At 35.3% G+C, this 25055-nt stretch carries 24 protein-coding genes and 2 pseudogenes; 8 read left to right on the top strand and 18 right to left on the bottom strand.

Annotated elements, in window-relative coordinates; translation table 11 throughout:
• Positions 1 to 32: 32 nt before the first annotated feature.
• From KS419_RS16515 to KS419_RS16480, 8 genes are all read right to left on the bottom strand, one after another.
• Complete coding sequence (locus KS419_RS16515) at positions 33 to 479, bottom strand: hypothetical protein (protein WP_217067492.1); 447 nt, start codon at positions 477 to 479, stop codon at positions 33 to 35.
• Between the two features lie 182 nt (positions 480 to 661).
• On the bottom strand, positions 662 to 2533 hold the full coding sequence (locus tag KS419_RS16510; RefSeq protein ID WP_217067491.1) for a tetratricopeptide repeat-containing glycosyltransferase family 2 protein: 1872 nt from the start codon (positions 2531 to 2533) through the stop codon (positions 662 to 664).
• Positions 2526 to 4211 carry a tetratricopeptide repeat-containing glycosyltransferase family 2 protein gene (locus tag KS419_RS16505; protein WP_217067490.1) on the bottom strand — a complete coding sequence of 562 codons (1686 nt, stop codon included), beginning with the start codon at positions 4209 to 4211 and terminating at the stop codon, positions 2526 to 2528. Before KS419_RS16505 ends, KS419_RS16510 begins: the two co-directional genes overlap by 8 nt.
• Entirely contained in the window at positions 4208 to 5461 is a 1254-nt protein-coding gene (locus KS419_RS16500; protein WP_246594217.1) for a tetratricopeptide repeat protein, read from the bottom strand. Before KS419_RS16500 ends, KS419_RS16505 begins: the two co-directional genes overlap by 4 nt.
• On the bottom strand, positions 5437 to 6165 hold the full coding sequence (locus KS419_RS16495) for a glycosyltransferase family 2 protein (protein ID WP_217067488.1): 729 nt from the start codon (positions 6163 to 6165) through the stop codon (positions 5437 to 5439). The genes KS419_RS16500 and KS419_RS16495 overlap by 25 nt, the downstream gene beginning before the upstream one ends.
• A gap of 84 nt (positions 6166 to 6249) precedes the next feature.
• Entirely contained in the window at positions 6250 to 6690 is a 441-nt protein-coding gene (locus tag KS419_RS16490) for a DUF6385 domain-containing protein (RefSeq protein ID WP_217067487.1), read from the bottom strand.
• The gene (locus KS419_RS16485; protein WP_217067486.1) at positions 6666 to 6977 is read right to left on the bottom strand and encodes a hypothetical protein; all 312 of its coding nucleotides are present in this window, start codon (positions 6975 to 6977) and stop codon (positions 6666 to 6668) included. The genes KS419_RS16490 and KS419_RS16485 overlap by 25 nt, the downstream gene beginning before the upstream one ends.
• The gene (locus KS419_RS16480) at positions 6974 to 7915 is read right to left on the bottom strand and encodes an SDR family oxidoreductase (RefSeq protein WP_217067485.1); all 942 of its coding nucleotides are present in this window, start codon (positions 7913 to 7915) and stop codon (positions 6974 to 6976) included. Before KS419_RS16480 ends, KS419_RS16485 begins: the two co-directional genes overlap by 4 nt.
• 529 nt (positions 7916 to 8444) lie before the next feature.
• On the opposite strand from KS419_RS16480, the pseudogene KS419_RS16475 reads away from it, so the two are divergent.
• Positions 8445 to 9817 (top strand): annotated as a pseudogene (locus KS419_RS16475) (transposase).
• Positions 9818 to 10070: 253 nt separating this feature from the next.
• On the opposite strand, the gene KS419_RS16470 reads toward KS419_RS16475, so the two are convergent.
• From KS419_RS16470 to KS419_RS16460, 3 genes and pseudogenes are all read right to left on the bottom strand, one after another.
• Entirely contained in the window at positions 10071 to 10346 is a 276-nt protein-coding gene (locus KS419_RS16470) for a class I SAM-dependent methyltransferase (protein WP_217067484.1), read from the bottom strand.
• A gap of 27 nt (positions 10347 to 10373) precedes the next feature.
• Entirely contained in the window at positions 10374 to 11126 is a 753-nt protein-coding gene (locus KS419_RS16465) for a HipA family kinase (protein ID WP_343215082.1), read from the bottom strand.
• Positions 11127 to 11163: 37 nt separating this feature from the next.
• Positions 11164 to 11385, bottom strand: a pseudogene (locus KS419_RS16460) (IS3 family transposase); the annotation flags it as partial.
• Between KS419_RS16460 and KS419_RS16455 the strand changes: the two are divergent.
• Complete coding sequence (locus tag KS419_RS16455; RefSeq protein ID WP_217067482.1) at positions 11373 to 11945, top strand: BMQ_0737 family morphogenetic spore coat protein; 573 nt, start codon at positions 11373 to 11375, stop codon at positions 11943 to 11945. The pseudogene KS419_RS16460 and the gene KS419_RS16455 sit on opposite strands and share 13 nt — an antisense overlap.
• 592 nt (positions 11946 to 12537) lie before the next feature.
• Here KS419_RS16455 and KS419_RS16450 read toward each other — a convergent pair.
• From KS419_RS16450 to KS419_RS16420, 7 genes are read right to left on the bottom strand one after another with little or no spacing between them, the layout of a single operon-like run.
• Positions 12538 to 13323, bottom strand: coding sequence for a PHP domain-containing protein (locus KS419_RS16450; protein WP_217067481.1), 786 nt, complete (start codon positions 13321 to 13323; stop codon positions 12538 to 12540).
• A gap of 17 nt (positions 13324 to 13340) precedes the next feature.
• Entirely contained in the window at positions 13341 to 14090 is a 750-nt protein-coding gene (locus tag KS419_RS16445; RefSeq protein ID WP_217067480.1) for a sulfotransferase family protein, read from the bottom strand.
• A gap of 23 nt (positions 14091 to 14113) precedes the next feature.
• The gene (locus tag KS419_RS16440; protein ID WP_217067479.1) at positions 14114 to 15181 is read right to left on the bottom strand and encodes a polysaccharide pyruvyl transferase family protein; all 1068 of its coding nucleotides are present in this window, start codon (positions 15179 to 15181) and stop codon (positions 14114 to 14116) included.
• A 27-nt stretch (positions 15182 to 15208) separates the two neighbouring features.
• Entirely contained in the window at positions 15209 to 16024 is an 816-nt protein-coding gene (locus KS419_RS16435; protein ID WP_217067478.1) for a glycosyltransferase, read from the bottom strand.
• 10 nt (positions 16025 to 16034) lie between these two features.
• Positions 16035 to 16856, bottom strand: coding sequence for a sulfotransferase domain-containing protein (locus KS419_RS16430; RefSeq protein WP_217067477.1), 822 nt, complete (start codon positions 16854 to 16856; stop codon positions 16035 to 16037).
• Positions 16832 to 17830, bottom strand: a complete 999-nt coding sequence (locus KS419_RS16425; RefSeq protein ID WP_217067476.1) for a glycosyltransferase family 4 protein — start codon at positions 17828 to 17830, stop codon at positions 16832 to 16834. Before KS419_RS16425 ends, KS419_RS16430 begins: the two co-directional genes overlap by 25 nt.
• 21 nt (positions 17831 to 17851) lie before the next feature.
• Entirely contained in the window at positions 17852 to 18757 is a 906-nt protein-coding gene (locus tag KS419_RS16420; protein WP_217067475.1) for a glycosyltransferase family 4 protein, read from the bottom strand.
• Between the two features lie 211 nt (positions 18758 to 18968).
• On the opposite strand from KS419_RS16420, the gene KS419_RS16415 reads away from it, so the two are divergent.
• From KS419_RS16415 to KS419_RS16390, 6 genes are all read left to right on the top strand, one after another.
• Positions 18969 to 20729 carry an SLC13 family permease gene (locus tag KS419_RS16415; RefSeq protein ID WP_217067474.1) on the top strand — a complete coding sequence of 587 codons (1761 nt, stop codon included), beginning with the start codon at positions 18969 to 18971 and terminating at the stop codon, positions 20727 to 20729.
• Between the two features lie 18 nt (positions 20730 to 20747).
• Positions 20748 to 21368, top strand: coding sequence for an adenylyl-sulfate kinase (gene cysC / locus KS419_RS16410; RefSeq protein WP_217067473.1), 621 nt, complete (start codon positions 20748 to 20750; stop codon positions 21366 to 21368).
• The gene (sat, locus tag KS419_RS16405; protein ID WP_217067472.1) at positions 21369 to 22538 is read left to right on the top strand and encodes a sulfate adenylyltransferase; all 1170 of its coding nucleotides are present in this window, start codon (positions 21369 to 21371) and stop codon (positions 22536 to 22538) included.
• Between the two features lie 285 nt (positions 22539 to 22823).
• Positions 22824 to 23378 (top strand): hypothetical protein, encoded by a 555-nt coding sequence (locus KS419_RS16400; protein WP_217067471.1) that lies wholly within the window; start codon positions 22824 to 22826, stop codon positions 23376 to 23378.
• Between the two features lie 23 nt (positions 23379 to 23401).
• The gene (locus KS419_RS16395; RefSeq protein ID WP_217067470.1) at positions 23402 to 24331 is read left to right on the top strand and encodes a glycosyltransferase family 4 protein; all 930 of its coding nucleotides are present in this window, start codon (positions 23402 to 23404) and stop codon (positions 24329 to 24331) included.
• A gap of 14 nt (positions 24332 to 24345) precedes the next feature.
• Entirely contained in the window at positions 24346 to 25029 is a 684-nt protein-coding gene (locus KS419_RS16390) for a glycosyltransferase family protein (protein ID WP_217067469.1), read from the top strand.
• Positions 25030 to 25055 lie beyond the last annotated feature (26 nt).

Below are 25055 nucleotides of genomic sequence, written 5' to 3'. Positions count from 1 at the left end.
CATTAAATCAAGAAAGCGTTGTCAACAAAAACTTAACAAAAAGAGGCATTCCTGAACTCACTAAAAAATATGCCCACAAATGGTTGACGCAAACGAAGGGCTTTACAAGGATCAGTAGTTATTACTTCTTGTGTTATGCTTATAAACTCCACTGAATCCACTTTAATTCTTCCATGTTTATCTACTTCAACAGGCCTTTTGATACTTCGGTTATCTGCACCGTAAATTAAAACTTTATCCCTCCAAGGATGAAGGTGATGATGTTTCGTTTCAATTCTACCATCCTCATCTGTCCTAATGGAACGAACTTTGTCCTTTTCATCTTTACCATATGACAATATTCCGTCCTTTGTTGGATCCAATGCTCTACGGGCTCCTGAATAAAAAACATTGGAATTTTCTAAACTTTTTTTCACTATATGAGTGAAAAGTGCAGGTTTATGTTGTTGGTTAGATTCTTCTTTCTCTGATGAACTCAAAACTTCCACCTCACTCATCCCTTACATTAATTAGTTAATACTGTAAACGGACCGGTCGGAATAACATATAGAGTCATCCTTTGTAAATAATTTATGCAATCTATGTTATAATAGAATCCCCTTCTTTGTTTTAATTTTCCAGTAATGTTGTGTCAGTACGGAACTTATATCAAAAGCCCGTTTCAAGGAAGGATCCTGCATCCTATATCAAAAAAGTTTTTTTTCAGGTTACTGCTACTTTTATTTTCTAGAAGAATTTTTGCTTCTTTTCGATTTGGGTAGCTGTTCAATGCAGAAGAAAGTAACTCCCTAAAAGAGCCAAAATCCCCATCTTTCACAGCAGCCCAACTGGAAAAAATGGTGTGTATATAAGGAAGTTTCTCGTCCATTTCTTTAGAGAATTTTGGAAACATCATATCCCTCACTTCTTTCGGACATGATTGAAAACTGGGGAACAGATCATAAGGAATATACTTTTTTATGTTCATACCATACAATTGTTCTAGAAATTCCCATTCTCTTAGGAGAATACTTGAGCGGACTAAACGTTTATATACTATTTCCGGCAATCGCAAAGGAACGTTATTACTAGTAAATCTCTTTAGGTGAATATAAACCTTATCATGTTTAACCAGTGAGCTAATGAATCCATTGGGATTCTCCTTCATTCTCTTAGAAATGATGCATTGAAATAAAAGCAACGTTTCGGTAGTCTCATTGCCACCATCAAGTAAAAGATGAAAATTTATATTAAATTTCTTTTTCTGTGCACGAAAAAGGTATTTGTATCCAGCTAACTTTCTCTTCGACAGGTTCTCCCTTATAACACGGAATCCCAGTTCTGGCTTTCTCTCATTGACTATTTGGAGTAACACTGTTTCTACAACTTTTATATTTACATGTTTAAATAGAGAATAATATCTTCGAAACCACTCGTCTTGATCTTTAACGATAGACAGACTTAATTGTGACCATCTGACAATAGCTGGTATGTAATTAGGGTTCTGTGTGAGTGCTTTTTCAAAATAAGACAGTGCTTCTTGCCACTTGCATAGTCTCTGTAGATTGATCCCAAGTAAGTAGTTTGTTTTGTAGGTACCAGAACCTGAGGAGGTGGAGTAATAAAAGGAATGAACTTCATCTCTACCAATATTTTGTAGTACCTCGATTGCCTGTTCATATTCATCCAATTCATATAATAAAACTGCATGGAACTCCGCTAGATCTGTAAACTGTGGGTACTCTTTCACCCCTAGTGTAACCATGTGTAGTGCTTTTTCTATTCTTCCCAGTTCTTTCATACAATTAGCACATTTATATACAATGTCAGAATGGTATCCCTCCGTCTTCTTATTATAAAGTAAGGGCAAATAAAGTCTTTCAGCCAAATAAAATTTTCTTTCTTGAAAGTATTCTGTTGCCAGAGAATACTGCAAATATGTATCCGCCGGGTCCATTGCCAATCCTTTTAGGATAATTCTCTTGTTTCTCTTTCCTTTTTCCTTCTGGCTAATTTTTTTCGACGTATATCCTAAATGGTTGATTCGGATATTCGTAAACTGGATTGCTTCTTCTGAAAAATTCTCTTTAATACATCTGGATACTTCTTCATGAATCGAACCTTGAAACCGAATTTTTGGATGGTTCCTAAAAAGTCGGCAGGCAGAGTCAACCACATACTCTTCCACTGGAACAAGTGTAATATAGTTATACAAATTGACATAATAACCATACATCCTTTTATCATAAAGGAGTTTTTGTATATCCATGCCTTCTGGAATTACTAGTCTTTCATCTGCATCTAGTACAAGTATCCATTCACAACTTGCTTTTTGTAATCCTTTGTTTCTAGCATCACTGAAATTTTCATTCCATGGAAAATGTAAGATGGTTGAATTAAATTTTTCACCTATTGATATCGTTGCGTCTGTGGATCCTGTATCAACGATTATTATTTCACGGACAATTGACTCCACTGATTGAAGACAGTCAGCAAGTACATCCTCCTCATTTTTTGTTATTAGACAAAGAGAAATATCTAATTGGTCACCCATCATTAATTCCTCCCAGTACCATACTAAACTGAGTTGTTGCTCCTTTGTCATTCAATATCTTCATTTCTTCTTTAAATAAGTTGGATGCTAAATACCAAGCCCATTCTCCACGTATTAAATGATTTTTCTCAATGTTTATGAAATATTCCCATAACCTCAAAAGGACAGATGAAACTTCGACATACCCCTTCTTTTTTGCTAATTTATATGTGAATTCCAACTCAGTATAGTCGTCAACAGTGGGCATCTTATTATCTGGCCACTCCCCACTCCGTAGAAATCGTAAAAAATCATCTTCTTCGTTACTTGGAAGGACCTTTTTCTTGATTACATATTGGTAGATGGTCTTTATTCTCTTATCGTTGACCATAGAAAGATTGTCATATCGTAATAATATAATCTTCTGATGTATACTATTATATTTTTCCTTCGATCGGTCCGTAAGAAATAAATAAATCGTCTCTGCTGCACCGAAACAATCAGATACATATAAGTTGATCAAGTAATTTTCCAGTACCTGGTCATCTTGAGTTATAAATAATAGTTTTTCTACCAATTCGTTTTCTTTTTTTTGGCATAAAGTTATTATTCGTTCCATACTTCCGGGATGTTTTGGGTTGTGATGCAACACACGTTCGTAATAATCGATAGCCTTCTTTTTCTTTCCAACTCGTTCATATAAACTAGCTAACATAAAAGGTGCCTTTTCCTTGGATATGGTTAAGTTTCTGGAGTAATTTTTTGGTACATCTTTCTCTTTCATTGCATTAATATAGGAATTAATGGCCGTGTTATATAAACCTAACTCATAGGCCACCTCCCCCATGTAGAAATGAAGATCCGGTGAATTCGGAAAGAGTTTTAGTGCATCAATGGAAGTTTCATAAGCTTCTTCCAAATAATTTTGTTTTAAAAGACATACCATCTCCTTTCTCACGAGCTGAAATCCAAACCCAACACTTTTTATAGTTTTGCATAATGACCTGGATTTTTTTAAAGACTGAAGTGCATCTTCATAGGAACCTTTTCTCATGTACTCCCCGGCTAAATTATAATGATGAAATGCATTGTAGGGGTCCTCTTCGATCTTCCTTTTTATCATTGAAAAATTTCGTTCCATTTTATTCTTTTCGATAACAATATCATTTAAATATCCATAATGGGTGATGGATATATCCTCCAAGTATTCCATGGGATCAAAAGGAAATTGCTTCTGTAAACTCCCTCCAATTTGCTCATGAATTTCCCACTGAAACCTGACATTAGGATGATTTCGGAAGAAACGCAAAACGGAACTTTGTTCTTCATGACAATCATTCATATTTTTCCCTACTAAATTAAACAACCTCAAAAAGTAGGCACATGCTTTATTGTCTCTAGCAAGATTCCTCAATTTATTTGTATCCGAACAATTCAGTTTTTCATCTGCATCTAAAAACAGAATCCATTCCCCTTTCGCTCGGTCTAGCCCTGCATTTCTTGCATCCGCAAAACTATTATTCCATTTGTGTTCTATGATTACTGGATTAAATTCCTTGGCCACTTCCATTGTTTTGTCCGTTGACCCTGTATCTACGATAATGATTTCATCTACAAAGTCCTTAACACTATCCAAACATTGTCTTATAAACTTTTCCTCATTTTTACAGATCATACAAAATGTAATAAGAGGATTCATCTTTCTTTATTCCTCCTTTCCAATCTGTTCCATGTTGTCCTCCATTGTCCCATCTCCAGCACATGTAATTCTTCGGTTATGATATTTAAATGATCTAATAGTAATGAATTTCTCACAAGGTTCTGTTTTGCCTTACTTACCAACTGATATGCTTTATATAACTGACAATATGATATTCCATATCTTGCCCTTGATACATCTTGCTTGTATGCTTCTTGAAACAAATAATTTGCATCATCAATTTTCCCTTTTTCTAACATCATTTCCCCCAAATAAAATGTACCTTCCCCATCTAATTTTTTTTCCTTCATTATGTGAAGGAAATTATCTGCTGACCGGTGAAAATAACCTTTTAAAAAAAGTCGTTTTCCGTACGTAAGTTCCAGTTCCTCCTTATCTATTTTTGAGATGAACGATTCTGACAATCTGACAAAACGATAAGTGAGCATTAAATCAACGATAAAAATGATTTTTTCATTCGGAATTTCTAAATTATCCCCATCGTGATACCATCGGAGTAAGCTAGAGATCCAACGGAGTTTTTTATTCCTTTTAAGTTCTGTAAAAAATTCATATGGCAGTGAGAGTTGTTGTGACCAGTGGCAATAAATATAAAGAAGGATAAGGCTTTCTTTCTTTTTCCCTATTTTAAAACATTGTTCCAAAAGGGCTTGTGCGATTTCATATAAACCTAGCTGTATAAAACAACTAATCTCTAATTCAAGTTTCAAAGCAGATTTTGGTATCCTTTTTAAAATCATTAAGGCTTCTTTATAAAACTCATGCGTAATAAATGATTCTGCCATGTGAAAGGAACACAAACATTCCTCTTCCAAGAATTTTGTTATTAATTCTTCTTTCTCCAGTTTTTCATAACAAATAGGAATTTTCTCATATGCTTTTAAAAAAGATGGGGGAGCCGTTTTAATACATTGGATGTAACTTTTTATCGCATCCGGATTATTCTCCATTTCACGGTAAATTTCTCCCAGTTCATAATAACTAAGATAACTTCCTGAACCCTCTTCTGTAATATAAATACCTGTATAATCCCCAAGTCTAATCGCGCTATCCAGTGCCTCAACGGCTTCTTTTCTGTTATTTAATCTTCTGTTTGTTATTCCTAAAAGATAATATAAATCCGTGTAGGTAGGGTAAGATTGTATTGCTCTTTTTAAAAACATTTTCGCTTCAAAATAGGAACCCATTTTTATTTTTACTTTTGCTAACAGGATATAAGCATGGGCCATATAAGACACTTGTTTTTTTTCCAAGCGAAAACAGGTTTTAAAAAAGTAATTACTTTTTTATAATGTTTCCCTTTCAGGTGCTCTAGCGCTAAATTATAATACAGAAATGGATCATTATTAACCTTCAATTCCTTAATTAATAGTCTCTTATTTCGGGATTGCTTCTCCGATTGTAATTTGTAGTTTTTATCGTATCCTTTATGTAGAATATTAATGCTACTCTCTTGCACATGAGAGTGGTTCTTGTATTCTAAAATAGTTGGCAGGATTTGTTCATGAATTCTTCCTTGAAACCGGTAAGTTGGCCGGTTTCGAAAAAAACGGATATTTTTGTGGATAAAAGTAGATTGTTCAACTATATTTTCGACTTTAATCCAATAGGCCTCTGCCTGCTCATCAAACATTAATTCATCGAAATGCTTCCTGTTAGATTGTAATATCTCATCAGAATCGATAATATAAACCCAATCACCAGTAGTTTGGGATAAAGCTTTGTTTCTCGCATCACTGAAATTATCATTCCAATCCATATGAAATAGATTGACAGGATACTTATCTATGACTGAAACGGTTTGATCAGTAGATCCTGTATCCACTATTATTATTTCATCTGCGACCTCCACAATGCTGTCAAGACACTTTTGAATAGTGGATTCTGCATTTTTTACAATGATATTAACAGATAAGCGATAAGATGTTACCAAGCCGATCAAACTCCTTTCTACTAACAAAAATGATGGAAAAAGGTTGACTAAGAACTATGATCTCAGTCAACCTATACTACTCGTTTATCCTTGCGCATTAAACCAAACATTTAATGTAGCATCATCTGTATCGTCCGCTAATCGATACCGAATCCTAGTATAATTTCCAAATTTTTGAGGCACGATTGCATCCGCTTGTTCCGATATTTCAATAGCAGGCGAATCGTCTACATAAACACTATCATTGGGACTTATTTGAAGTTGGACTTCTACGGTATCAGTAGATTCATTTTCAACAAAAAAAGTGTATACTTTAAAAAACTGTGAATCCTGTGAATCAAGTTCTGTAAACTCAGTCGAGGAGACGACAATTCCAAGCTCCTCATCTTCTACAAAGTTTTGCTGGGAAATGGATACTACAGTTGTCACTTCATCAATTGTTCCACCTAAGATCGTTTCTACGGTGTTGAGTGTCCCACCTACTAAGTTCTCCACTGTCGTCACTTCATCAATCGTTCCACCCAAGATCGTTTCTCGGTGTTGAGTGTCCCACCTATTAAGTTCTCCACTGTCGTCACTTCATCAATCGTTCCACCCAAGATCGTTTCTACGGTGTTAATTGTTCCACCAGCAATTGTTTCAACCGTTCCTATTGACTCAATCGTCTCTACTGTAACCTCTCCTACAACTTCCAAACGACCTTGATTATCTACACGTGTTGCGTGTAGCTCCCCAGTTTCATCTGTTCCAAAGATGGATGTCCGTAAATCATCAGGATCTCTGTTAAACGTAATAAAAGTTTGGCAATTCAAGCCTCTCCTTTCTTTTGATACCAGTCAAGTGTATGTTTTAATCCTTTTTCAAAGGGTATAATTGGTTTATAGCCAATAATTTTTTCTGCTTTCGCAATGTCTGCTAAGGAATGTTTAACATCGCCCGGTCGATCTTCTTTATATTCTGCTTTTAAATTTGTTCCCATCATTTCATTTATATTCATTAACAGCTTGTTTAAATCCGTTCTTTTTCCACTCCCAATATTTACAACTTCTCCATTCAGGCGGTCCGCATTAGCTGCCAATAAATTAGCATGGATAACATTCTCTATAAAGGTAAAATCACGGGATTGATTCCCATCTCCAAAAATGGTAGGAGCTTCTTCTTTTAAGATAGAGGAAATAAACTTAGGAATGACAGCTGCATATTCTGACAATGGATCCTGTTTAGGTCCAAACACATTAAAGTACCGTAGTGAAATTGTCTCTAAACCATAAATTTGATAAAATACTCTGCAATACAGTTCACCTACATGCTTGCTTATGGCATACGGAGACATAGGATTCGCAGGCATATCTTCCCTTTTTGGCAAAACCTTAGTATCTCCGTAAGCAGAAGAGGAAGCAGCATAAATAAATCTGCTCACTTTTTGCTTCACGGCAGCATGTAAAAGATGGATCGTGCCAGTAACGTTGGCATTATTTGTCCGTATAGGGTTTTTAACCGATTTCGGAACAGAAGGTACTGCTCCCTGGTGAAATATTATATCCGTTCCTGACACCGCGTCTTCTACCGTTTTATAATCTGTTATGTCCCCTTCAATTAGTTCGATGTCATGAATAAATTCCTTAATATTTTCCCTTTTTCCTGTAGAAAAATTATCAATTACTTTAATCCTTGCTCCTTTTTTCAACAGTGTTTCCACAATATTAGAACCAACGAAACCCGCTCCACCAGTCACAAGATAAGAGACCAAACTATTACCCCCAATTTCATTCCATAAAGGTTAACATATCATATGCTGACATTTGAAAGATGGTTAGACTTCTTTCCCATTTTCTTGGAAAAAATTGAAGGGATTATTCTTTACAGTTAAAATAAAATAACGGTCGTTGAATTCCTTTCCCTCTTTTCGTGAACGTAAGGATTTGAGGATTTTTTTTCTTTAAAAACTCAAATGTCCTAACAGCTTCGTGACTATACTTTATACTTCTTATACCCTGTTCTTCTGGTGCTATTGGTTCAATAAATATCGATTTGCCAAGATTGAAAATTGTCTCAACTGCCTTCTGATGATCTTTGAAGTGATGGACAATACTCAAAGCCAAAACCACATCAAAGTGTCTTTTTTTAAATAATTTCTTTAATTCTTCTAAAGTGAATGAATTTCATAATTATTGGCCCTTATGGGCCAAGGGTTTTAAGGTACAAAAAAAGGAGTACCTCCCCAAATGTCGAATTTAGTAAGTGACCAAACAAACTAATTCGAAGGGGGAAAGACTCCTATGTCTATTGTACGACAAGAAAGCCTATTTAGCATGCAAATTTTATTTGACTTAGAACCTACCCAACGTTACGATGAGATTTTTTCAGCGATTGATATTCATCCCATCCTCACTATCGTAGTGAAAAGATCTAATTTAGGTAGACCTGTAGAATTAAACTATCCTGCAATGGTGCAAGCACTCGTGGTGAGGCTTGTTGAGAGAATTCCTGAAATGCAACTCCTAGTTGAACGTTTAAACACCGACCTTAAGTTTAAGCTGGACTGTGGCTTTTTGATATCTGATCCAGTCCCTTCTGAAGCTTCATTTTCAAGGATGATTACAAAAATTAAAGATACAGACATTCTTGAAGAGGTAAACTCTCAAATAATTACTGATGCAATCAATGAAGAATTTATTACAGATCCTAATATTGCGATTGACTCTGGTCACTTCGAGGCGAGAGATCAGGCTCCTTCAAAAAAAGAAGAGAAACCAAAGTCTGAGCCAAAGAAACGTGGGCGTAAATCAAAGGCCGAACATGAACAATGGTTAAAAGAGAAAGAAGCTAAGGAAGCATCCTTGTCTATTTTTGAAAAGAAAATTGAAGATCAACTAGACGTTTCTTATGATGAACTTCATGATCAAATGCCACTTCATCCTACATGGGGCGTGAAGAAAAATAGTGAAGGGAAAAATGTGTTTTGGTTTGGTTATAAAGGTCATTTAGCTGTTGATACCAAAACTCAGTTTATTCTTCATTCAATGATTTCCTCAGGTAGCCTAAACGATGGTAAAGCTGCTATACCTTTATTGAAAGGAATAGAGAGAAATTTTTCGGAACTTAGGATGATCTATGCACTAATGGATGCAGGATATGATTACGATGCGATCTATGAACAAGTCCATCGAATGAAAGGCTATTCCATCATTGCTTATAACAAAAAAAATGAATCAGAGCCAATTGGGTTTGATGAAAATTTCGCTCCAACGTGTGTAAGGGAACATTCCTATCGATACGATAGCTTTGATAAAAAATACCAAACCTTAAAATACACACGTCCAAAAGAGTGTAGGGATTGTCCACTAGCTGATGATACATTATGCCAAAAGGTCTACAAGATAAAAATAGAGTCGGATTTACGTCGGTACAGTGCACCCGCACGCGGTTCAGTTGCCTGGAAAGATAGATTTAAGGAACGTAGTTCCGTTGAAAGGGTCATTGGGTCATTGGATACCTAAAAGAATTCTTTTAGTTGAACAATGTAAGATATCGAACAGGAAAAAGATCTAAAGTCCATTTTGATTTGGTTACCATGGTGTACAATGGAATGAAATTAGCTAGCATGAGACTTGCTCAAAAACAATATTCAATGAATTCAGCAGCAGCTTAATTCATTTGTAAAAGGACCAATGTTATTTTAAAACAGCGTTGATTGGAGCTGAAGGTGCGAGACGCCTGCGGGAAAAGCAACAGCTGAAGATCCCGCAGGGTGGGTTTCCCGAGGAAGCTGCAGCGTTGCCCGCGGCAAGCGAGTATCCTTAAGAGGAAATCAACACAAATTTAAAGTAATTGATTTAAAAAACGATATAACTATTAATTCTGAAAGTGTTGGCTTTTTTATAAAAGTGAATTATGAAATTCATTCAAGTAATATTCTTTTGGATTAAAATTATTTGTGGATTCTCATTTGCGCTGACAAGTTCTTTAATTTTTTTGTTTTTTTCAATCAAAGTGACTTTTGCATCAAAATCCTCTGCTATCCGAAACGAAAAATATCCCATATCAGCACCAATATCTAAGACAGTAAAGGGCTGTGGCAATCCATGTAATTGTTCCTTAATTGCTTTATATCTATTTTCACAATCCCTATATCCTTTTCTTTCAACCTTTCCTTTAATCCATACATCCTGATATGGCATCTTTACCAGCTCCTCCAATTAATTTTCCTACCATCCGCAACAGTCACGAATCCATTGTTTTAAATTGTGTTGTCTTTTCGATAGAAAGTAGATTAAAGAACGTTGGTCCTCTTCACTCGTTCCCCACTCTTTAGGAACTGCCTGGACTGTTTTCACTAACTCCTGCTCCGTAATTTTGCTTACCTTATCTATCGGTTTGGAAAAATTATTATTTTTTAAACAATGAAAATAAAATTTCTCACTATTTTTCCATTCTATTTTTCTCGTAAATACATGTTTCTTTAAGTCCGCTGCTTTCCAATTTCTATCAAAAAAAGCTCGCTCATGATCAATGCATAAAAAATGTTGCTTCTCACCGTTCTTTACAATCAATACATTTCCTTTATGACGATCACAATTATTAATCCATTGATCAAAAACAAACATGTCAAATAATTTATTTGCATTTTCACAGGAACAAATTGTTTTTGTGGAAGGGGGAACTGCATCTTTAATATATTGACAGCCAAAGTGAATGCCAGGTAACATTCCTATATCATTTAGAGGCTTGTTTTCTTTGATTATCCCCTTTGTAACATAAATGGTCTGATAAGCTGGAATGGGGAGGCCTATTAAATCTGCCAACTTGCTTGAAACTAATTCATTTATTAATGGACGATTATTACTCCCTAACATTGGCCTTACCACATATACTTGTCCATCTTCACATTCGAATAATTGAGGGAATGTTTTACTCCCTCCTCTACCCAATTTTTTTATGTGACTTATGGCATTTAACATCATTAAGTGGTATGTCAACACTTATGTGGACAAATATTTAAAAGTCTATTAACTTGTATTCAGACGGTGTTAAATAACCTAATGATCCATGAATTCGAATATTATTGTACCAATGTACGTAGTCAAAAAGTTCAAGATCAAGTTCGTGTTGGCTAGAGAAAACCTTCCCGTGAACGAACTCTGTTTTGATTGTCTTGAATGTAGCTTCAGCTACGGCATCGTCATAAGGCGTTCCTTTTTCACTCAATGAGCGTTCCATCCATTGAATGCCGTATTATCAGTAAGAAAGACATTAGCCTGAATATTAACAACGAAAGGAAAACACTAGAAAAAGTAGGCCTGCTAATATGTGGCTTTGTTACTGTAAAAGTCCTCGGAAAACAAGGGTATTTCTTATCAAAACCGATCCCCTTTAAGAAAGTAGAAACATTTATTTTATGTGCACCAGAGGGAACAGATATTAGATGTAAATTTGAGGATTTTAATTGCATGGCCTTCCTCCAATGCAAAGAAGACAATGAGGGGAACCCATTACTTGAAGCTGTTAAATTAACGATTGATGCTTGTGCAAGTGTCCAATCTGAAAAGGAAGTTCCTGTAGAACTTTTCGCAAAGCACAGTGAACCAAGGCAAGAAAGTTGCAATAGTCACACTACTAGTTATACAACTACGAACAAAGAATATCAGTTGATGTGTATGAACTTGCCGAAGCTATATGATTGGGTGGTTCGTGATCTTTCCATTGATATGACATTAGATGTGGGAGAAATAACATTTTATAACAGAAATAAAGAAGATACTCGTAACAATTTAAATTGATTTGAGTTATTAAGCATCTATCTTTAAGGCTTTCTAAAGGACGAATTTTCCTTTAAGAAAGCTTTTTGTTTTGATTTTATTTAAGACTACCAAGAAAATGGGAAAACAATCTACCACAATCAGTCTATACATGTATCTTCCATTAACATAATATATCCTATCACTACTTTTTGAATCTTATTGAAAGGATGATGATATATGTGTAATGAAAAGAGAATTAGTCGTGATCGCCATCACCAAAAGTGCTGTTTGAGGAGAAGGTCATGCTGCTGTTTCTGCTGTAAGGACACGTACACTTATTGTTGCTGTAATCCTTGTTTTAAAAGGGTAATGCCTACTAGAAAGTGTCGATGTGTCAGTTGTGTTTATAAACACCGTCATCACAAAAGACATTGGTCCCAAGTAAACAATAGTATTTTTCCGCAGTTAAATTGGAGCTGTGACAAGTATACCTATAAAGAATCTAGTTGCAGACCTAAAACTATACACTTCAAAGATAGAAAACCTTACCTGTGTAAAGTTAAAAAACAGTAAGAAAGGCTGGTTTGAGAGATATATCTCAAATCAGCCCTTTCTTTTATTCCTATCATCTCTAGTTGAACTTTCCAAGGATATGGTTATCATTGTGAAAGTCTGATCCACCTGTCATCAATAGCCCGAATTCCTCAGCCATTTTTTTGAATTTCTCCACCTCTTCAGTAGTATGATCCCGGTGCCAAACTTCTAATCCATCAAGCCCCATCATAAGAACTTCCCGAACTAATTCATCATTTTTCACATATTTAGGGTGAGCAAGAACACTCATTCCCCCAGCCTCACGAATAAGTTGTACAGCATCCCTCGGTGATAGTATGACTTTATCAACGGCACATGGTCTTCCGTCACCAATATACTCATCAAACACAGTCTGGTGGTCTTGTTCATATCCCTTTTTTACAACGGCTTGTGCTATATGAGGACGGGCAATCACACTTCCACCACTGAATTCCATCACGTCCGATATTGTAATACCTACCCCCATATCATTTAGTTTCTTAATCATTAGGTGTGCTCTCTCTTTTCTCCCCATTCTTAACTTTAATAAAGTTTCTGTAATTTGTTTGGTAGGATCTACAAAGTAACCTAATATATCCAAGCTTACACTTTGATACTTTGTACTTATTTCTACACCTCCGATGACATTGACACCAAGCATATCTCCAGCAGTTTTTGCTTCTTGTATTCCTTCGAGTGTATCATGATCAGTAATTGCAATAGTTTTCAATCCCCTTTCCTTTGCCATCGCAACTAGTTGTTTTGGAGAATAAATCCCATCTGAAGCAGTGGAATGAATGTGTAAATCAAAGGAACCTCTTTTAACAATACCCTTCAAGTCCATGGCACTTCATTCCTTTCTTAAAAAGTCCATTCTTCTGGTGAAACTCCAGTAATTTCTTCAATCTCATTTTTATCCTTTTCTGTAAGGTTTTCGTTCCATTTAAGCAGTGATTCCTTCTTGACCTTTGGTTTTGGTATTGGTGTCGGCAAATTTAAAAACATTGTAATCTCATCAGCTTTTTTTTTCGGTTTTATTACCATTTCTTCATATGAAAGAACGTGTAAATTTATTAATTCCTTTTTCATTAAGGTGTCTAATCTCTCTTTATGAGATAACCATCTTAATGCACATCTTTCTGTAATTGAATATTGCTCATACTTGTCTTTATTCTCAGAAGTAACCCCAAGGAAATAATTGGGAATTGGGTACTTTTCCCACTGTTCACACCACCTTGAAACCCCCTTATGCATTAGCATGCTGGCAATTGCTGCATAAGGATTACGCTCAATTGCTAAAAACTTTGCATTTGGAAAAATAGCTGCTAAGTCTTCTGCTAACCAAATGTTTGGATGACTTTTATCAGCATAAAATCTACCATTTCGATTTATCAATTTTTCCTGATACAAATTCACCAATTTCGGAAACAGATCCTTTCTTACGGATGGATTTACTGCCATTTTCCTTACTAAGTTGAATATTTTTCTTTCTTCCATAGATACATCTATATCATTATGCATTTGAAGTGTGTGACCTAATAAATGGGTACCCGACCTCCCATTTCCTATCACAAAAATGATTTGATCTTCCGATTTTTTCAGTTTTTGCATTTAGTTTTCCCCCTTTCCATACTTCATACTAGTTGGAATGCATTTTTAAAAGGGGTATTTAATAAGTCTTGGTACCGTTTTCTCTTATCATTATCTAAGCCTATTAAACCTTTATCCATCCTTATTTGTTTTTCCAGCTTTATTAATTCTCCGGGAATATTATTAGAATCAGTCGGTATTACCATAGATTCCAATCCTAACGACTGAACAAAATCAATTATTTTGTACCGGTATCCAAGGGCTATAAATGGAACATCCACGGCTGAAGATAACACACTTGCATGTAGTTTCAGATTAATGGTAAAGTTGAATTTGGATAATTTTTCCATCAGATCTCGGTATCCATATTGAGTAGTATCCAATACTACATTTTTGTTATCATTTAGTTGATGATAGAGATGTTTACACGGATCGATATCTCGATCCCATACAGTATAGATATAAATTTTATACCCCTTTTCAATGAACTTTCGAATAGCCTTTACTAGTTCGTTCAACAACGCTTCTTCATCTTGACCATAAATAGCATTATATGAAGTTCCCCAGTTAACTCCTATTATCTGGTCTTTCCTCTTTTTTCGGTTAAACCCAGTCATTTTTTTATCACTATTCAGTAGAAACCCTGGATCACCAGAAATAATAACTCTGTCCATATCACAACCAATTTCTTTTAATACTTGATATGTTCCAGGGCCACGAACACCAATGAAACTGGAATGGCGAACTAACTTAATCAATTTCTCCTTCAGTTTATCCGGAAGTAATCTCGCAAAACTTTCTGGAGGAATATGAGAATTAGTCAACGTGCTATTTAACTGTTTGTTGTCAAACCCAGTCCCCCATACTACTGTCAGTTTGTTTAATTTTATTGCTTTATACATCACATTGATGTAGGTAGAATTTTGCAATAATGAACCTCCACCTAAAACAATGACGTCATAGTTTCTTACATTAATCCGATTGGGTTTAGACAGCTTCAGCTTGTATTTCTTTCCCAAATATTTATTACATTGTTCCTTAAACAAATCAGCTAATAATTCATCTCCTAAATTATTTCCGCCTACCGATCCGAGGTATAGAATATTTTTCATATTTACCCTCCTTTCAACATACTACCATTAAATTTTTCTTATTTTCCTAATCCCCCATTTTTCCTGAAATACTTCCCTGAACATTTTTGTTTTTTTCTTCTCCTTTTTCTTTTTTCTGTAGGTTTGATCATTCTTAAACTTGAAATCTTCCCGATGGGAATGAATGGTTTCAGTTGTAAAGACCACGTCCCATTTTGAATATTTAAGCTGAAGTAAAAAATCAACATGTTCCCCTTGAAATGTCAATTTTTCTTCCCATTTAATGTCTTGAAAAACTTCTCTTCTTAATAAAATAAAATTTCTCGTTAAATCACACTTCGCATAATTAATACCATCGTCCGTTTTCAGAAAGTTAAAGTTTTGAACAGGAACAATTTTCTTTTGCAAAACACCACTCTTTACATTTAAAAAACCAATCCACTCATTTAATTCTCCCGATACGATTCCCTTTCCATCTCCAATTTGTCTTTCTAATCCTGTTACGGCACCAATATTATTATCATATTCTATTATTTTCATCATTTTTGGTACATTTGTTTCTTTCGTAAGTTCAAAATCATCATCAATTCTCAAAATATAGCTTTCTCCTTGAAGCTGATCTAGTAAACTATTTCTCGCAGCAGTAACTGCGATTGTTTTCGAATACCTTTGTATAAAGTGTCCTTTATTCAAGAGCCTTTTGTAAAGACGCTCCTTCTTCCTAGAAATCACTTTGCTGTCATCCCCAATATAAAAACGGAAAGGGATAAGATGATTACTGAAATGACGCTGAACAGATCGGATACAGGTAAAAAAAGCTTTTTCCCTTTCATGTGTTTTGATTAAAACGGCAATCTTCTTCATCCTTTCCCTCCTAAAAATCATCTAGTGAATAGAGTTTAAGAGCATTTGGAGCATGTGCTCTTAAGCTTTTTTTTATTCTGTCTACCAAAGAAAAATCATAGTGTCTTAAAGATGCTTTTTTTAGCATGTGCTCACCAGTGAAGGTCCTGTTCGTTAGTTTCTCAAGTTTGGTTGGATTATAGATTAAATCCTCATACTTTATTAGTTGAATCTGATCCTGTAAAGATAAATACATTTGGCAATATAAATCAAAAATTTTAACTTGTTTATTAATGAGATCCTCCTCTCCCCTTATTAGATTTTTTAATTCTCCCCAATGAGACTCCACCAATTTTACTCTTTGGCTGGTATATTTCCCAACAGAATTCCATGATAGGATGGTAGGGATGGGATGGCGTAAAACAGCGATAATAGTAAACTGCCCAGATTTTAACAAACTAGGGAGAATGGCAGTGTAAAGAGTATTGTGTTTCATAGCTAATAGAAACTCTTTATTTTTTACTCTGAATACAATCTGTCTAGGCTTTCTGTAGTCTGCTTTCCTCTTCCCGGCAACACCTTTCTGATAATAATTCGTCGGTGGAGATCCATCTGGATTCCGTCTGTCCTTTACAGGCATACCTTGTTCTATTCTTTTTCTCATTTTTTTGAAATCTTGAATGATTTTTTCTGTCAACTCCCTTTGGTCATTTATTTTCCTCAGCCAATATTCCTGCCATACTGGCTCACTTAAGCAGATACAGTTGTCTAATTGGTCAAACATGGCTCCAGTCAAAGTGGTGCCACCCCTTGGTGTTCCCGTTATTATCACGTCTTTTTTCCCCTTATCCATCCCTCTGTTCCTCCTCTCCCGTTGTTGAAAAGAAATAGTGTATTCAACCAACTATCAATTGTTTTTTCTACTGTCCAGTGCGACATGATGGTTGCTCTTGCCTGTTTTTGCAGTTTGAAAAGGAGATCCCGATTCTTTTCCAAATACTTTATTTTTCTAATAAATTCCCGTTTATTCGCCCCTTTAACAAGAAGGAAATCTTCATTTACCCCGGCAAGATCTTTCATAATACCAACATTAGTGGAGATTGCCGGGACACCACATGCAGCTGCTTCCAAAGCAGGATTAGGTATTCCTTCATTAGAAGCCGTCACTAATAGGAGATCTAATGAATGATAAAAGGCAGGCATTTCTTTTAGAGGAATTTTTGTCCGACGAGTGGCTTCTTTGAAAGTAAATCTTGGATCACCTTCAAAATTTTTCACAATAGGTTTGTATAAAGAATTATATTGTTTTACTTCTCGCCGAGTATTCCCTACCCACCCTATATTAAGTGGAGAATTTGACTGTTTTTTTCTACGTAGTAAAGGGTAAAAAAAATCAGAATCTACAAATTGCCTAATATAATTTACTTTTTTATCAGGAACAAGTCTTTGTACCACTTCTTTGATCATTGGATTGTTCGCTCCAAATTGTTTCATTGAGTTCATCACCTTAATAAACTCATGATTTGGTACCACTTTACCTGACCACTCTTCAAAACTTGTGTGATTTAGCATAAAGTATTTATATGACCCCACTTGTGCAGTATCTACCCTAATGTTCAGATTATAGAGAAGCTTCGCCAGACCTAAACTTAATGCTGATATTATTTCGTAATTCGAATTGATATAAGCACTTCCCTTTTGCTGAACTAGCTTTCTTATCCCTTTATTTGAAAATATATCCAGTGATGGATGATATTTTTTTATTATTCTTGCTTTCTGTCCAAGGATCCACCAGTCGTAATCATAAACGAGAAGATGCTTTTTCATTTCCGAAACCACCTACCCTCATTATTCCTTTAAAGAAAGGAAAAAATTTTCCCAATCCTTCTTACAATCCTCCCACGTCCAATTTTTTACAACTGTTTTCCGTATGTTTCTCCCCATCCTCCTCCGATGATTTTCGTTTTTCATCAAATAGTTAATTGCCTTACGTATTGATTTCACGTTTCTATCAATTATTAATCCATTATTCTTATGTTGGATAATCTCTGGAACAAATCCCACGTTTGTTGAAATAATTGGGACTCCACAAGATGCTGCCTCTAAAACAGGATTGGGTAGCCCTTCTGATTGGCTAGAACAGATGAAACAGTCTAAACCTTGATAGAACTCTACCATCTGGTCCCGGGGAACAAAGTTTTCTTTATACGTTCTAATTTCTAATGTCACATCTAATCCTTTAATAGCTTTCAAGACTAAATCATATCCTTTTAATTTCCTGTAGTTCCCCTTGTCTATCCTTCCTACCCAACCAACCGTAAATTTATCTCTTTTTCTTGGCTTTGTCGCCGGTTTAAATTTCTTTTCATCAATACCAATTCGAGTTTTAGAAATTTCATACTGTGGTTTAAAATTCTTGATAATCTTATCCGACCAAGCATTTACCCCCCTCAAAGAATGTAGTTTATTAATAAACCCCTGTTTAATCTTTCCATCTACCATTTTGGATGTGAATACCCTTTCTGAAGTAATGCCCGTAGCCATTCGGTTCAGTGGTATCCCAGACTTATTTAACTTGTTTACAATCGTTAATGACATGGGATATAAAAGATCGTATTCCTTTGTATTTTCATAGGTTACATCTTGTAAATAAATAACATCTATTTGAATATGGTCAAATGAAAGGTTTTTCAAGTCTTTTGCTCGATTGCCAAATGCCCATAAAGGTCCTCCCGGGATAACTGCAATCTTCATTTTCTACCTCCTCACGCCTTCATGTTTCATTTATCTTACAGACTATTATCCTTCTTATATTCTATGAACGGCTACTATCTTTTGTTATCTCATAATCCGCTCATTACCTGATGCGATAGCATATTTCCATAACAAAAAGGCGCTTGAGCATGACGTTCTCTAGTAACTTTACATACATCAATATTAAAGAAATAACAGGTGGTGGAAAATAATGTCACTTGAGATGGGATTAACCTTCCTCATAATTGGAACTGTATTCACTTTCTTATTAAAGGGGTGGCTGTCACCTGACTATGCATTATTTTCTGCCTTAGCACTACTCATGTTACTAAACGTGATATCAACAGAAGAAGCATTAAAGGGCTTTTCCAATGAAGGGGTTCTTACGGTTATTTTGTTATTGGCAATAGGTAAAGTAGTTCAGAAATCTAGTATCATTCAAAGAATTGTTGATACTTTATTATCCAAATCCAAAAAGCTTTCTATGACTTTAATGAAAATGATGTTTCCAGTTTCTATGATCTCTGCAGTGTTGAATAATACACCAATTGTCGCCATGCTTTTGCCAGTAGTTCAGGAATGGGGGAAAAAACAACTAATTTCACCATCAAAGCTATTAATTCCCTTATCATACGCTGCAATTCTCGGGGGGACAATAACGCTTGTAGGTACATCAACAAACTTAATCCTCCATGGTCTATTAGTAGAAAAAGGGCAACCTGGCTTCTCTATGTTTGACTTTGCAATTATAGGAATTCCCGTTGCTTTATTAGGAATTTTATATATATCCTTTATAGGTTCTCTTTTCTTACCTTCAAAGACAAACTTATCGGAAACATTTCAAAAAACACAGGACAATTTTTTTTCAGAATACGTTATACCAAAAGGTTCTATTTTAAGTGGTAAAACTGTTGCAGACGGGAGCCTTCGTGCGTTGAAGACAGCATATCTTATAAAAATTAAAAGGGGAAAAGATATATTCACATCTCCTTCAAGCACCTTTGTTCTTCAGGAAGGAGATCAACTTATTTTTTCTGGAGATGTGAAAAGCATTATTACTCTCCACGATTCAAATGATCTTATCTTGTCTGAAAAAAAAAGAAATATGGAGGAAGTGAAAACCAATGGACAATACATGGAAGTAGTTATTTCCCATTATTCTCCACTGATCAACAAACGAATTAATAACAGCCAATTCCGTTCAAGGTATCAAGCTGTTATCCTTGCTATCCGAAGGAAAAATAAAGTCGTTTATTCAAGGGTTGGAAACGAGAGACTACAGCCTGGTGACACCTTACTTTTACTCACAACAAAAGATTTCTATCGCACATGGCACCATTCTCCTGACTTTTACTTTCTATCATCTATTAAACCGGATAATAAAACGTTAACTCATGAGAGGACTGTTCTCTTCATTTTAGGAGGATTTCTTATCTTACTATCGTTTCAGTTAATCCCCATTCTACAAGCTGCATTATTGACTGTCCTTAGCCTACTGTTTACAAGGGTAGTATCATTTTCAGAATTCAAGCAGTCCACTGACCTGAGCATTTACCTGGTTATGTCCTGCTCCATTGGAATTGGGTATGCCATTGAAAATACAGGTATAGCACAACTGGGTGCGAATGGACTTCTTCTCATTTACAACCATTTAGGGGTTTTTGCTCTGTTCGTAGCATTATATGTAATGACAAATGTACTCACAGAAATCATTAATAATATTGGATCTGCCGTGATGATGTTTCCCATTGGTTATAAAGTTGCAATAATCTCTGGAATTGACCCTACAACCATTATTCTCCTCCTTGCCATTGCGGCTTCGTTAAGCTTTATAACTCCCATTGGTTACCAGACCAATCTTTTGATTTTTGGTCCTGGAGGATACAGACTCATGGACTATGTAAAAATTGGGTTACCACTTAGTGTACTTTGTATGTTTATTACCGTATCTATTTTAGTTTTTACAATTTAACCATTGGAGTGATTTAAAATGAATGACGAAAAAAATATCTTCTGGCATCAGGTAGATCTTCAAATGGAAGATTATAAGAAGTTGAAAGGCCATACCAGTCTGGTTGTCTGGTTAACTGGCTTGTCAGGATCGGGAAAATCAACCATTGCCAACCATCTAGAGAGATTACTGTACAGTAAGAAAATTCACACTTTTTTACTTGATGGGGATAATTTAAGACACGGAATAAATAAAAACTTAGATTTCAATCCGAGAGACCGAAAAGAAAATATCAGAAGAATTGCCGAAGTGAGCAGATTATTTGTTGACGCAGGTATTGTTACTATCGTTGCTGCCATCTCTCCTTTTCAGTCCGACAGAGATATGGCCAGACGTGTTTTTCGCACGGGGGATTTTATTGAAGTTTTTGTGGATTGCTCACTGGATGAATGTGAGAATCGAGATCCAAAAGGATTATATAAAAAGGCCCGTTCTGGTGAAATAGAAGAATTCACTGGCATTTCCCAACCATATGAAAAACCAAAAAAACCGGAGATAACAGTAAATACTGAAAAGAACTCAATAAACAAATCGGTTGATCAATTAATGGATTATTTAATTCCAAGGATAAAAGGCATATCATACAGGAGGGAAGATTAAATGGAGTTCGGTAATAAACCTCATGGTGGTGAACTAATTAATTTATTCGCTTCCAATTGTGAAAAAAAGGAGTTAATCTTACAAGAACCTGAAATGAAAAGAATTTATGTTGATGAAAGGGTTAAAGGAGATCTACTCTTATTGGCTAATGGAGCATACAGCCCCCTAACGGGATTTATGGGAAAGAAAGACTACGAATGTGTATTAGACAATATGAAACTTGCAAATGGGCTTATTTGGCCGATCCCTATCACGTTTCCAGTTTCAAAGGAAACAGCTGTTGGAATAAAAGAAAATGAGAGAATTGCCTTGTTCTGCCCAAAAGATCCTGACAGACTGTTGGCTGTATTAGACGTAAAGGAAAAATATTCTTACTGTAAAACAACAGAATCATCAAAAATTTATCAGACAGCAGACCAACATCATCCTGGAGTGGCAAAACTAATGAAACAGGGTGAAATATTGATTGGGGGACCTATTAAACTAGTTAACAGACCGTTTTCATACTTTCCAGTCTACGACAAAGACCCGATGGAACTTCGACAGCTTTTTAAAGAGAAAGGATGGACTTCTGTCACAGCTTTTCAAACAAGAAATCCAATCCACAGAGCTCATGAATATATTCAAAAATGCGCATTGGAGTTAACCGACGCACTTTTCCTTCACCCACTGATTGGAACAACAAAAAGCGATGATATTCCTGCAAATGTCCGAATGAAAAGCTATGAAAAGTTAATTGAAAACTATTATCCTTCTGAGCGAACATGTTTATCTGTGTTTCCTGCAGCAATGAGATATGCAGGCCCCAGAGAAGCTGTCTTCCATGCAATCTGCCGAAAAAATTATGGTTGTACACATATGATCATTGGCAGGGATCATGCCGGAGTCGGTGATTATTATGGGACATATGATGCACAGGATTTAATTAGAAGCATCAATCAAAAGGAGCTTGGAATTATACCTCTTTGTTTTGAGCATTCCTTTTTCTGCAACAAATGTAATAGTATAGTTAGCAAAAAAACATGTCCTCATCCAACAGATAATCATCTGATCTTAAGCGGTACAGCAGTGCGACAAAAGCTCATGAACGGAGAAACTTTACCTGTAGAGTTTACACGTCCAGAAGTGGCAAAAATCCTGCAGAAAGCATACGTTTATAATCAGCACTAATTAATGATTTACTGGAGTGAGAAGATGAAATACTTTCCCTTATGTATCTCTGTTTTTGTATTTGGGAGTTATTCGAGATATATCCCATATTATATATACAGCATTTTAAAGAGCTACCCTGAATATTATGTAAAAGTGTTCTCAAATACCACACTCTCAAAAAACGAAAAAAATTGTTTAACATTGATAGCGGATGAACTCTCAAGTAACTTTACAGTTAAAGAAAACTACCTGTCTAATATAAAATTTGATCAAAATCAAGTTGGAAAAACGTGGAGGTTTTTATTGCCACAAAAGGAATTTAAACACTTTGAACATGTTTATATCGGGGATGTAGATTTTTTAATCGTTAAAGAAAAGCCTTCTCTACTAGAAGCTCACTTAAACCATTGCAATAAAATAGGATTACCATACAGTAATAAAATTAGGCCTAATACACGCCGAATGACCGGACTTCACTTTTATAAAACAAAAGAATACTATGAAAAGCTCAGTAGTACAATAGATTTCTATCTTTCTCATCCTCACAAGTTAGAAAAAAAAATATTAGAATATGGCAGAAATGAAATATTTCTTTATGAGCTATTGAAAGAAAAATTTGGCATAGGCAAAATTAAAAAATATCCATTTCGTCCCCACCACGGATTTCATTTAGGAATTTTGCGAAATAGAAATCACAGTAAAAAGTTTAATGATTATATTAATCGAAATAGAAGTTTACATTACTCTGAGCTTAAGAATCTCCTTCTGAGTTATTATGAAGATCCGATATTCAAAAAGATTATGAATCAGTTGCCGATCAAAGAAGTTACACTACTATATAAATATTTGCACAAATAAGTATTGTAAAGGGGGATTACTCTTTGAAAAAAATACTTTTAATCCCTGATCACCCTGGGTGGGCATTTGATCACCGGGCAAAGGATTTGCTGTCATTTTCATTTTCTAACTTTAGGTTGGAACTTATTTACCGTGATGAGATTGACATACGAAAACTTGCCCAATATGATCTCCTTTATCCCATGTCCATTAGCTTAGGAAAATGGCTTCATAAAAAGGGGATTCCATATCAAGATATGGCATCAGCAATTACTTCCGTCAGAGTATACGAAAAATACTGGACCGACAAAGGACTAAATAATGATTTTCTTGACTTTATCTGCAGATTCCGCGGAATCAATGCCTGGTCCGAGGAAATAACCAATACTTTTAGCCCATATATCCCCATTTATAAAACAAGAATTGGTATTAATTCTGAACTCTTTACTACTAGTAAAAATCATACCAAAAATAAATTATTTACAGTCGGTTGGGTTGGAAGAATCGACAAGAAAAATTATCGGAATCTTAAGGGATATGACATTGTGTTAGAAGCCATCAAGGGGGCTAACATAAAGTTGGACATTCGAACGTTTAAAGAAAAAAAGGTATCGAGAGATGAAATGGTTTCTTTTTATCATGGATTGGATTGCTTTGTTTGTTCCAGTGAATCAGAAGGATTACCCAACCCGGTACTTGAAGCAGCTTCTTGCGGTGTACCTATTATATCAACGAATGTAGGGATCGTTCCAGAATTGATCAAACATAATCAGAATGGACTAATTGTATCCAGAAATGCAGCCTCTATCCGAAAAGCAATTTTGGATTTAAAAAGAAATCCCTCAAAAAGGAAGAAATTCTCTAAAAATATTCGCAGAACAATTAAAGAACAATGGACATGGGATCATTGTAAACAAGAATGGGAACAGTTTTTTCAAACCTTAGCGTCTAATCCTAATAGAAATATTTATTAAAGGGAGAGATACAGGTGATTTGTATTGGGATGGCAGTCATACCCAGCAGGTTCAAAAACCTAGAAGAAAGTATACCTTTATTATTAAAACAATGCGACCAAATGTTTGTCCATGTTAACGGTGCAACTATTTGTCCAGAATTCTTAAAACAACATTCTAAAATAAAACTATCCTGTTCTAAACAAAATAAAGGGGCAGAGATGAAATTTATTGGATATAACCAAACCGATGGTTACTATTTGACGGTAGATGATGACTTCCTTTATCCAGAAGATTATGTCAAGAAACTAATCAAAGTGATGAAAGCTTATAATAATCAAATTATTGCCTGTGTTCATGGTTCTACTTTCCATCCAGAAAAAACGGTAAAAAATATAGCAAAAAACAGGAAAGTATTTACCTCCCATAAACAGTTACAAAAACACACAAAAATATTAATACCAGGAACAGGCACATCCTGTTTCTATACAAAAAACATGAAAATTTCCCCTGAAGCTTTTCAAGACACAAATATGGTGGATTGGATTATAGGATGCAAAGCAGCAAAGAAAAAGATCCCAGTTATAGCCATAAGGCGGGGAAAAAATTGGTTGAAGCCTTTATATCGAAAAAAGGGAATCCAAAAAGATAAGGAATACAAATGCAAAATTGATAAACTCGTCCAAAAGAACCTTTTGTATTTTAAGAAAATGTACTGACAGTCTGTAAACATCCGATTTCACGT

This window comes from Evansella tamaricis, assembly GCF_019042215.1.
Classification (GTDB): Bacteria; Bacillota; Bacilli; order Bacillales; family Salisediminibacteriaceae; genus Evansella; species Evansella tamaricis.
Note: the sequence above shows the minus strand (reverse complement) of the source record. Positions and strands in the feature narration are given on the sequence as shown.